Source organism: Sphingobacterium shayense (assembly GCF_013179575.1).
Classification (GTDB): domain Bacteria; phylum Bacteroidota; class Bacteroidia; order Sphingobacteriales; family Sphingobacteriaceae; genus Sphingobacterium; species Sphingobacterium shayense.
Map to the genome: position 1 here is coordinate 1 of NZ_JABMCQ010000158.1, position 9,856 is coordinate 9,856.

Annotated in this window: 10 protein-coding genes; 1 reads left to right on the forward strand and 9 read right to left on the reverse strand. The window is 41.9% G+C overall.

What is annotated here, in order from left to right:
- Positions 1-494: ComF family protein (locus tag HP439_RS15365; protein ID WP_425501379.1), on the reverse strand; the 494-nt coding region annotated here is incomplete at its 3' end.
- 38 nt (positions 495-532) lie between these two features.
- Positions 533-1,633: a dual-specificity RNA methyltransferase RlmN gene (rlmN, locus tag HP439_RS15370; RefSeq protein ID WP_172391221.1), complete on the reverse strand. Its 1,101-nt coding sequence runs from the start codon at positions 1,631-1,633 to the stop codon at positions 533-535.
- Positions 1,634-1,702: 69 nt separating this feature from the next.
- Between rlmN and HP439_RS15375 the strand changes: the two genes are divergently transcribed.
- Positions 1,703-2,881: a dicarboxylate/amino acid:cation symporter gene (locus tag HP439_RS15375; RefSeq protein ID WP_172391222.1), complete on the forward strand. Its 1,179-nt coding sequence runs from the start codon at positions 1,703-1,705 to the stop codon at positions 2,879-2,881.
- Positions 2,882-2,965: 84 nt separating this feature from the next.
- On the opposite strand, the gene HP439_RS15380 is transcribed toward HP439_RS15375, so the two are convergent.
- The 7 genes from HP439_RS15380 to HP439_RS15410 form a co-directional block, all read right to left on the reverse strand.
- Positions 2,966-4,009 (reverse strand): LLM class flavin-dependent oxidoreductase, encoded by a 1,044-nt coding sequence (locus tag HP439_RS15380; protein WP_216657873.1) that lies wholly within the window; start codon positions 4,007-4,009, stop codon positions 2,966-2,968.
- Between the two features lie 71 nt (positions 4,010-4,080).
- Positions 4,081-4,662, reverse strand: coding sequence for a MiaE family protein (locus HP439_RS15385; protein ID WP_172391223.1), 582 nt, complete (start codon positions 4,660-4,662; stop codon positions 4,081-4,083).
- Positions 4,663-4,758: 96 nt separating this feature from the next.
- Complete coding sequence (locus HP439_RS15390) at positions 4,759-5,397, reverse strand: gluconate 2-dehydrogenase subunit 3 family protein (RefSeq protein WP_172391224.1); 639 nt, start codon at positions 5,395-5,397, stop codon at positions 4,759-4,761.
- An 11-nt stretch (positions 5,398-5,408) separates the two neighbouring features.
- The gene (locus HP439_RS15395) at positions 5,409-7,145 is read right to left on the reverse strand and encodes a GMC oxidoreductase (protein ID WP_172391225.1); all 1,737 of its coding nucleotides are present in this window, start codon (positions 7,143-7,145) and stop codon (positions 5,409-5,411) included.
- A 220-nt stretch (positions 7,146-7,365) separates the two neighbouring features.
- Positions 7,366-8,601, reverse strand: coding sequence for a glycosyltransferase (locus HP439_RS15400; RefSeq protein WP_172391226.1), 1,236 nt, complete (start codon positions 8,599-8,601; stop codon positions 7,366-7,368).
- A gap of 96 nt (positions 8,602-8,697) precedes the next feature.
- On the reverse strand, positions 8,698-9,132 hold the full coding sequence (locus tag HP439_RS15405; protein ID WP_172391227.1) for a hypothetical protein: 435 nt from the start codon (positions 9,130-9,132) through the stop codon (positions 8,698-8,700).
- Between the two features lie 82 nt (positions 9,133-9,214).
- Positions 9,215-9,784, reverse strand: coding sequence for a DUF4256 domain-containing protein (locus tag HP439_RS15410; protein WP_172391228.1), 570 nt, complete (start codon positions 9,782-9,784; stop codon positions 9,215-9,217).
- Between the last annotated feature and the right edge of the window lie 72 nt (positions 9,785-9,856).

The window sequence follows — 9,856 nt, forward strand, 5'->3', positions numbered from 1 at the left end:
GAGCTTTTGACAATTTCAGAGCAAATAAAATCTGACGAATTGACTGGCAAATGAAGCGCTGCACCTATACCCCTCGCTAAACATTCGTTCTGATTATATGCTCCTAACCTCTGGCCTCTCCGCGCGATCGGAAGAGGTACTATTAGATCAATTGAATCATAATAAGGTGAGCTTAATAACTGAATTCCAAAATGATACCCAAAATAATCGCAAATTTCCCGTGCCTTGCGATGTTTGACTTTGTGTAGCATCGTCTGCACCAACGATGACCGTGAGAAAGAAAGATAAGCTACTGCACATTCAATCGGTGCCTTAAGCTTTAGTCTCTTATATGCGTCATTCTCTAGATAAAGGTGATAATCGTTAATAGGTAAGTGATATTGACAGCCAGTGCAAATTAGCTCTTCCTCGTTGAGTAAGACATTTTCACATGATGCACATGTTGGAGGGAACAAAAAAGAAACTATCCGCTCCCAATAACGTAGGATCTGCATACTGTATATAACTGGTTATACACAAATGTAACGTATTTTTAATTCTCCGCCAACTCTGTATCTTTCTCCTTTATAGCAAGTTGACCGCAAGCGGCATCAATATCCTTACCTCGACTACGTCGTACATTGGTGACAACACCTTGGTTCCTTAAATAACTGGCAAACTGATCTATTTTATCCGCATCTGCATTTACGAAATCGGCAAGGGCGATTGGGTTGTACTCTATAATATTAACTTTACACGGGACGTTCTTACAGAACTTAACAAGCTCTCTAGCGTCTTCCAACTCGTCGTTAAAATTATGAAATACAATATATTCGAAGGTAATCGGATTTTTAGTTTTCGCGTAATAATATTTAAGAGCGTCGGCAAGCGCACTCAAAGAATTTTGTTCATTGATCGGCATAATTTCATTCCGTTTTTTGTCATTCGCCGCGTGCAATGAAAGCGCAAGATTAAAACGAACTTCATCGTCTCCCAGCTTTTTTATCATCTTAGCGATACCTGCTGTCGATACGGTAATTCTTTTTGCCGCCATATTTAATCCATCGGGCGCAGTAATACGTTCAACAGATTTCATCATTCCCGAGTAGTTAAGAAGAGGCTCGCCCATACCCATATACACAATATTGGTCAATGGCTGCTGATAATTTTCTTCGGCCTGTTTGGCTATTAACACCACCTGGTCGTAGATTTCGTCTGCATTTAGGTTCCGTTTACGGTCCATATATCCCGTTGCACAGAATTTACAGGTCAAGCTACAACCTACCTGCGAACTGACGCAGGCAGTCATCCGCTCAGGTGCAGGAATCAAAACGCCCTCAATCACATTACCATCATGCAGGGTAAAACTACTTTTAATTGTCTTGTCAGAACTAACTTGCGATTGACGGACCCGTACCGCACGAATATCGAAATTCTCTTTCAATGTCTCACGTAGCGGCTTGCTAAGATTACTCATCTGATCGAAATCGACACATGATTTCGCCCACAACCACTCATAAATTTGTTTGGCACGAAACCCTTGCTCACCCATTTGGGTAAGTTTAGTTTTCAAGTCATCCAAACTTAAACTTCTGATATCTATCAATTTACTCTTCTCTACCACGGCACAAAGATAAATAAAATTAACGAGCATGTAACTACGTCGGTATTAAACTATAATACATTAAAATTCATTTTCAACAATAAATGCTAATTTAGACCCATGAAAAAAATCACAAGCAACCTTCTTTTTAAGGTAGTTTTAGCTATAGTCTTGGGTATCGGTATAGGATTAATTATTCCCGAATGGGCCGGTCGTATATTCGCTACATTCAACAGCCTTTTTGATCAACTACTAAAATTCGTGATTCCATTAATTATTGTGGGATTGATCGTTCCGGCAATTGCGAAACTAGGACAAGCAGCTGGAAAACTATTACTGGTAACAGTTTTGATTGCCTACGGATCAACGCTTTTCGCAGGGATCTCCGCATATTTTACGAGCATTACGGTGTTTCCAACGATGCTTGAAAATCAAATAACAAACACAGGTAGCGGCATTCGAGAATCTCTTGCTCCATATTTCACGTTGGAATTTCCCCCTATCTTTGATGTCATGTCAGCACTAGTGTTTGCCTTTTTAATCGGGGTTGGACTTTCTCGACTTCAAAACTCAACACTAGAAAAAGTAGCGATCGATTTTGAGCTAATAATTACATTCATCATTGAGAAAATAATCGTCCCACTGCTCCCTCTCTTTATATTTGGTATTTTTTTAGACATGACTTATGCTGGGAAGGTGGCCAGTATATTGCATGTATTTATAAAGATCATCGGCGTAATATTTATCATGCATATTGCCCTACTCCTTCTCCAGTTTTTAATCGCAGGTGCTGTATCGGGTAAAAATGCCTTTAAACTTCTAGGAACAATGATGCCGGCTTATTTTACGGCGTTGGGAACACAGTCCTCTGCCGCGACAATTCCCGTGACTCTAGAACGCGCGAAAATAGCAGGGGTACGCGAAGACATAGCAAGCTTTTGTATTCCGCTCTGCGCGACAATCCACCTGGCAGGTAGCATGCTAAAAATTGTATCCTGCGTCGTAGCATTGATGCTGATGCAAGGAATGCCTATCGACCTTTTACCAATGTTAGGTTTTATCTGCATGCTCGGAATCACCATGATAGCAGCGCCGGGTGTACCAGGAGGAGCAATTATGGCAGCAATAGGCATCATCGCTAGCATGCTTGGTTTTGACGCGGAAAACCAAGCGCTAATGATATCGTTATATATCGCGATGGACGCCTTCGGCACAGCGTGTAATGTCACAGGAGACGGAGCGATCGCCATCATTCTCAACTCTATATTTAAACCCGTGACTACTGTCGAACAGGCCTAACATTAAAAATGAAAAGCCAGCATTTCAAAATGGAGATTTATTCCTTTTAAATGCTGGCCTTAACTATAGCACATCCTAAAATTATTATTCCGCTTTTTTGAGTGCATCTTTAACTTTGGGTATAATCTGAGCGCCATACAGCTCAATGGCACGCATCATATCTATATGATCAGGGCTTCCCACATCCATATGGGCCGAAAACCTTGTCAAATTAAACATCTCAATAAAATGTAGAATTTTCTCTACGGCATGATTCACGTCCCCTATTATAAGGTGGCCATGGATAGAACGGCCAAAATCGTATTGCGAGCGCTGATACGCCGGCCATCCCCTCGACGAACCAATTCTATTCATTTGATTCGCGTATACGGGGTAGTATTTATCGGCGACCGCTTTACTATCATCGCCAAAAAAAGAATGCATATGTACACCCACCTGCAGATCCTTGATGTCGTAACCATTATCCACCCAAGACTGTTTATACATTTCAAATAACGGTTTAAAATTCTCAGGAGCACCTCCAATGATAGCAAACATAACAGGTAATCCCAGTCGTGCAGCACGTGTTACCGATGAGGTAGTCCCACCAACTGCAACCCAAACGGGGATGCTACCATTGACCGGACGTGGAAAGATCTGCTGATTCACGAGTGGTTTTCTAAACCGACCTGACCAAGTGATAGTATCTTGTTTGTTTAACCGCGTTAATAATTCCAATTTTTCGTCGAATAGCTCTGCATAATCTTTTAAATCGTATCCAAAAAGTGGGAACGACTCAATAAATGAACCTCGTCCAGCCATAATTTCAGCGCGTCCTCCTGATAATATGTCTACCGAAGAAAAGTCCTGAAAAAGTTTCACAGGATCTGCTGAGCTTAATACCGAAACGGCAGAGCCTAATTTTATATTCTTAGTAACCGTGGCCGCGGCAGCCAAGACGATTTCAGGAGACGCCACAGCATAGTCCTCACGGTGGTGTTCACCCATCCCGAAGAAATCAACGCCCACTTGGTCCATTAGTTTTATCTCTTCGATAATTTCCCGCATGCGATCCGCTGCCGGTTGTATTTTACCAGTTCTGGGGTCTATCTGTACGTCCCCAAACATTCCGATTCCTAATTCAATCATGATATTTGTCCTTTCTTATACAAAGGTAAATTGAATTTAAATCTTAGTCGTTGACATATATCAAGAAAAAACTAGCCATGGATGTACTCCTTGGTTCCGTAACTTTGGATGAGTTCTCCTTCAAAATCCAGCCATTCTTGCCACCGTTTATCCACGTCGACGTCAACCGAATATTTCTTCGCAAAATTTAAGAATGTTGTATAGTGGTTTGCTTCAGAAACCATGAGATCATAATAGAACGTACTTAACTTCTCGTCCTTGATATTTTTTGATAACACCCGAAAGCGTTCACAACTACGTGCCTCTATCATAGCAGCAAAAAGTAAGCGATCAACGAAAGCTTGATTGCGTGATCCATCTTTTTTGGAAAATTTCATCAGCTTTCCAACGTAATCATCTTTTCGCTCACGTCCCAAAGTAAAGCCTCGCTCTTTTATCAACTCGATAACCATCTGAAAATGCTCCATCTCCTCGATCGCAATAGCGGTCAACTCGTGAACCAAGTCCTCGTATTCAGGATTCTGAGTGATAAGGGTTATCGCATTAGAGGCGGCTTTTTGCTCACACCACGCGTGATCCGAAAGGATCTCGTCTAAATTTTCTTCCGCTATATTTGCCCAGCGGGGATCTGTCAAAAGTTTTAAACCTAGCATATCAAAAAAATCTATAACCAGACAAAGGTACAAAATTTAAAGGGGGTAAACACCTGCGTGTTTACCCCCTTTAAATTTGGAAATTTTTCCTTAGACTTAGCCGAAGAACTTCTCCGTGTCAAAACCGTGCTCTTTAAGCACCTCAGCGGGAACACCATTCCATACCCCGGGACGATTCCCTTGATAACCGATGTCTTTTACGCCAATCTCGGCAGTAAAAAATCCCGAAGAGGTCAAATCTCTAACCAAACTAAAAAAAGCAACTCCTTGCGCCATTTCCGGTTTAGCAGTCTCTGGATAAGCAATATCATCAATTACCGCAATCTGTTGCTCATCCTTACATTTAACAAAAGCATTTCCAAACCGCTTTTGACAATGGACATCAAGCCATTTCAATCCACCGCGCATCGGAATTTTGTAACTAGGAATATCCTTTACAATGAATTCGATAAAATCTGGAACACCTGCGTCGGAAGCACTACCAGATACTGCATCTTTAGGAATAATGATATCGCCAAGCACCGTGATGGTTGCCATCTCATGATCATTAAAAAATTTCTCCGCATATAAGGACGTTGTTCGTTCATGTTCAAATTCCTGTACCCCAGGTAATCTTTCACCAGTTTCGCCCGCAATGGCACTTTGTTTTGTTTTATCTTGCTTACATGATCCGGCAAGCACGCCTGATCCAGCAGCAATAAGGCCTAATGCCTTTAATGTTTCTCTTCTGTTCATGTGATTTAACCTTAACCGTTCAATCTTTTTTTCTGATCCAAAATATATTCCGCCGTACGCATCGAAAGCGCTAAAATAGTCCAAGTAAGATTTTTATCCCCCTGCTGTACGAATGGTCCCGCATCAACAACATATAGATTTTTACAATCGTGAGCCTGTCCCCATTTATTCAACACGGAATTCTGAGGATCATCTCCCATACGCGTCGTACCTCCTTCATGGATAATTTTCCCTGGTGCTTCTAAGCCGTATAACGTGTCTGCTCCAGGAATGGTAGATGTAACGACTGCTCCCATTTCATGCATAATAGATTGAAAAGTTTCCTGCATGTGCTTCGCCTGTGCCACTTCCTCGTTCGCCCATTTATAATGAAATCGCAATACGGGTATACCGAACTTATCAACCTTCGTAGGATCAATCTCGCAATAGTTATCTTTACGTGCAAGCGCCGTACCGCGTCCAGCCATACCCACATTTGCGCCATAAAAACGTCTATAATCTTGCTTTAATGAAGCACCATATCCCCCTGCCGACCGTTTTTCTCCGTCAGGTCCTGGCACCATACCGTTAACGTTGGGTACCCAATTTAAAAACCCGTAGGAAGGCATATGTAGCCCACCTCCATATTCGATGTGATACCCGCGAGGGAAACTTAGTTTATTGTGGTCGCCCCACCACGGTGAGTAAATATGAACAGAACCTACCCCATCTTCATTGTAACGCTTACGATCCAATAACGCAGGGACAAAACCAGAAAGGCTTGCTCCAGTAGAATCGTGCAGGTATTTACCTACAAGTCCGGTGCTATTACCAACACCGCCCGGATGGCTAGACGATTTAGAATTCAGCATTATTCGAGCACTCTCACAAGCACTTGCTCCTAGTATTATAGTTTTCCCCTTCACCGTATACTCTTGCAAGTCTTTGGTATTAACATAAGAAACACCGGTAGCGATTCCCTCATCATTTGTTATAACTTCACGAACCATCGCGTTGTCAATAACTTTTAAATTTCCTGTTTTCATGGCAGGCATCACCAAACATGACGAAGATGAAAAGTCCCCATAAACTTTACAAGATCGTCCGCATTGTCCGCAATAAAAACAAGTTCCTCTTCCCTTTATCTCCGGAGAAGCTTCCGTCAAAACGGCACCACGTCCAGCAATTACTGGAACACCCGCTTTCTTCGCTCCTTTAGCGATATAAAGTTCGTTCAAGCGAGGTTTAGGTGGTTTCATAAAAATCCCGTCTGGCTCATTGTGTATCCCTTCAGCTGTGCCATAGATCCCGATCATACGATCCACACGATCATAAAATGGTTTCACTTCATCATAGGTAATCGGCCATGCATCGGTCACTCCATCTTTAGGCTTAAAATCATCCGGACCCATCCGTAAGGATATCCTTCCCCAGTGATTCGTTCGTCCGCCTAACATGCGCGCTCGGAACCATTCGAATTCGGTTCCTGCAGCTTTAGTATAGGGCTCGCCATCGAGCTGCCATCCACCATAAGCGGCATCAAAGTCCCCAAAGGGACGGGTAGTACCTGCACCGCGGCGGGGCGACTCCCATGGCCAGCGAAGTTGCAAAGCATCTTTCGCGGGGTCAAAGAACGGACCGGCCTCCAACATTAATACTTTCAGCCCAGCATGCGCTAGGATATAACCAGCCATACCACCGCCGGCGCCAGAACCAACAACGATAGCATCAAAAACCTCTGGATTTTCTTTTATTTGATAATCGGACATATCTCTTTCAATAACTAAATAACATGGTTTGTCTTTATGACTAATACCATTTAGCTGACTAAATATAGAAACTTTTTTTAAACCTGAAAAATTCTACCGCGTATCTTTTTCGATACCGGGGTGTTCACATTTTGCGTCAGCGTTTTCAAAGTCCAATTTAACAGCTATTAAAGCATATTCAACCGCATCGTTCCCCACTTGGAGAAGCATTTTTTTGAATTTAATCGACTTGTCTATTTTTAGCCTTCTCTTGTATCCAAAGTGACATATATTTAGAACTATTTAAATGTTGGCTATTTAGAATTTGCCCCATAAAATTAGTCTTTCGATGCGCGTAAAGATCGCCTAAAATACAAACTATTTTGGTTAAAAAAGATTTGATAAATAGATCCTTTCCATAGTTTTCGTTCAGTAACATTACGCCAGCACTTTGGGCGTTTTGCCAACGCTTCTTTGAGTTATAAAGCGCTAGAGTTCCGTCAACAAGCTCATCCAGATCATCTGTAACAATTCCATTCCAGATTTTATCGATACTCATCCCTTCGGCCCCTATACTGCTCGTTACACTCGGCGTCCCCGACTGCATCGCGTCAATAAACTTACCCTTCATTCCTGCTCCAAATGGAATCGGAGCCAATAGTAAACGATAGTTCGACATCGTTTTACGTGCGTCCTCTGCCCGGTCCATAATATAAAATCGATCTCTGGGTTGATGTAATTGGAATACCTTCTGAGAAGCATAGGCCCCGAATATATGTAACTCAACTTCAGGGAGAAACCCTTTCAATTTGGGCCATACTTTATTCTTCAGGATTTGTACTGCGCTCCAGTTGGGCTCATGTAGAAAGTTACCTATAAACATAATATGTTTACGGTCTTCGTATTTCGTCCATTCCGTTCGAATTTGCTTATCGATTATTTCTTCAAGGAAGGGTAGATAATAAAGGATCTCTGATGACACATGAAATTCCTTCGTCAGTATATCTAGTTCATGCCTTGAAATGATTAATGATAAATCGCAACGTATAATCGAGGCAATCTCTCGTTTAGCTAATTCTGTATGATAATCCACCGCCGTTTGTTTTTTGAAAGCAAACTGCCGAGCTAACCGCAAAAAATGTAGATCTTCAGTATCAAGGATACATAATGCATTTGGACATTGCTCCCGTATACGCCACCCGTATTGTTCTTCAGACACAAACCGATCAAACACGACTATCGCAGGTTTCAACTCAGAAACAAATTCATCAAACGAGGCGTCGTTAAGTAAAATTTGGCGAGTGCAAACTTTATCCTTTTCTAGCGGATAGCTGTGTGTGGTTTTGACGGCAGCCGAAGCAAACGTTACCGCATACCCAGAAGCGGAAAATATTTCCAAAAGCTGAAGAATTCTCCAACCTGCGGCAGAAGAGGAAGGCTCCGGCCAAACTAACCCAATAAAAAGCACACGATGCATGCCACTAAGGTAACAATTAATTTAAAGACCGTTCTCATCTGCTCTAACGAAAAAAGGAGCCTTTGGGCTCCCTTTTTCAAAAATTATTTTTGCTAATTAATCCGCGCTACGCTTAATAACCATCGTTGTCGTAACAGGTCCATCTACATTCACCATTGTTAGCTTAGTAACTCCACTCACCAAATTCTCCTGAATTTGATACTCAACCCCGTCAAATACTAATACTTTTGATTCTGGCATGCTGTAGATATACTTGTCTGCACCGTCACTCTTTTTATGCCACGCGCCATCCTTATCAAAATTCAATGTTTCTCCTTCTGCAAGCATTTGGGTCGTGATATTCAGATCCGGGTCCGCACTACCAGCAACAGTCACAGTCCAACTTTTCCAAGTTCCTGTACGAAGAACGTTTAGAGCGGTATCTCTACCAATGTTGTCAACAGTCTCTTCACTACAAGAGAACATCCCCAGTGAAACTACTCCTACCAATAAGAACATCCAGTTCCTCAAAGTCAATGTCATTCCTTTCATATCTAATTCAAATATATTATAATCGACTGATTATATTCAAGGATAGTGCCAAAGACAAAAAAAGGGGATAATATACGCGTATTTAAACTTTTAGAAGAGTCCGAAAACCACGCGCACCATAGTACGAATCCGCACCATTATGGTAGGTAAAAACCTTGCCATAGCGGCGATCACAGAAGATTGCTCCCCCCTTTTCCCGTATTGAAGGGGGGGTTAATACCCAGCTTGAAGTTTTATTATCAAATTCACCTGATTGCTGCAATAAACGATATTGTTCCTCACTTAACAACGTAGAACCGAGCTCGTTTACCATATCGATAACTGTATTTTCCGGCTTGTGAGCTTTGCGGGATTCCAAGGCCATTCGGTCATAACAAAAACTACGTCTCCCTGTGGGTGATTCTGTAGAACAATCAACAAAGAGGTATTCTCCACTTGAGGCATCGACCCCGATCACGTCGGGCTCTCCGCCAGTGCGCTCCATTTGATACAATATTGATAATTTTTCAGGGTTATTATTAAGACGCTGTTCAATGCTTTCCCAATCGAGGTCTCGATGTCTTTCGCGATGTTTACCAAAACGCTTTGCAAGAACCGATAGCAATTCCACTTGCTGGCTCTCGGTTAAATCTTCGGTAATTTTCTTTGCCATTTTTTCTCAAAGTTTATCGTATAAACAAAGATACCAAAAAAATAAAAATGCTATTTTTATCTCTTTATCAAG

Excerpts from the sequence above, each read along its gene's own strand:
- HP439_RS15385 (WP_172391223.1), bottom strand. The coding sequence starts at position 4,662 with ATGCTAGGTTTAAAACTTTTGACAGATCCCCGCTGGGCAAATATAGCG.
- HP439_RS15395 (WP_172391225.1), bottom strand. The coding sequence starts at position 7,145 with ATGTCCGATTATCAAATAAAAGAAAATCCAGAGGTTTTTGATGCTATC.
- HP439_RS15390 (WP_172391224.1), bottom strand. The coding sequence starts at position 5,397 with ATGAACAGAAGAGAAACATTAAAGGCATTAGGCCTTATTGCTGCTGGA.
- HP439_RS15405 (WP_172391227.1), bottom strand. The coding sequence starts at position 9,132 with ATGAAAGGAATGACATTGACTTTGAGGAACTGGATGTTCTTATTGGTA.
- HP439_RS15380 (WP_216657873.1), bottom strand. The coding sequence starts at position 4,009 with ATGATTGAATTAGGAATCGGAATGTTTGGGGACGTACAGATAGACCCC.
- HP439_RS15400 (WP_172391226.1), bottom strand. The coding sequence starts at position 8,601 with ATGCATCGTGTGCTTTTTATTGGGTTAGTTTGGCCGGAGCCTTCCTCT.
- HP439_RS15375 (WP_172391222.1), top strand. The coding sequence starts at position 1,703 with ATGAAAAAAATCACAAGCAACCTTCTTTTTAAGGTAGTTTTAGCTATA.
- HP439_RS15410 (WP_172391228.1), bottom strand. The coding sequence starts at position 9,784 with ATGGCAAAGAAAATTACCGAAGATTTAACCGAGAGCCAGCAAGTGGAA.
- rlmN (WP_172391221.1), bottom strand. The coding sequence starts at position 1,633 with ATGCTCGTTAATTTTATTTATCTTTGTGCCGTGGTAGAGAAGAGTAAA.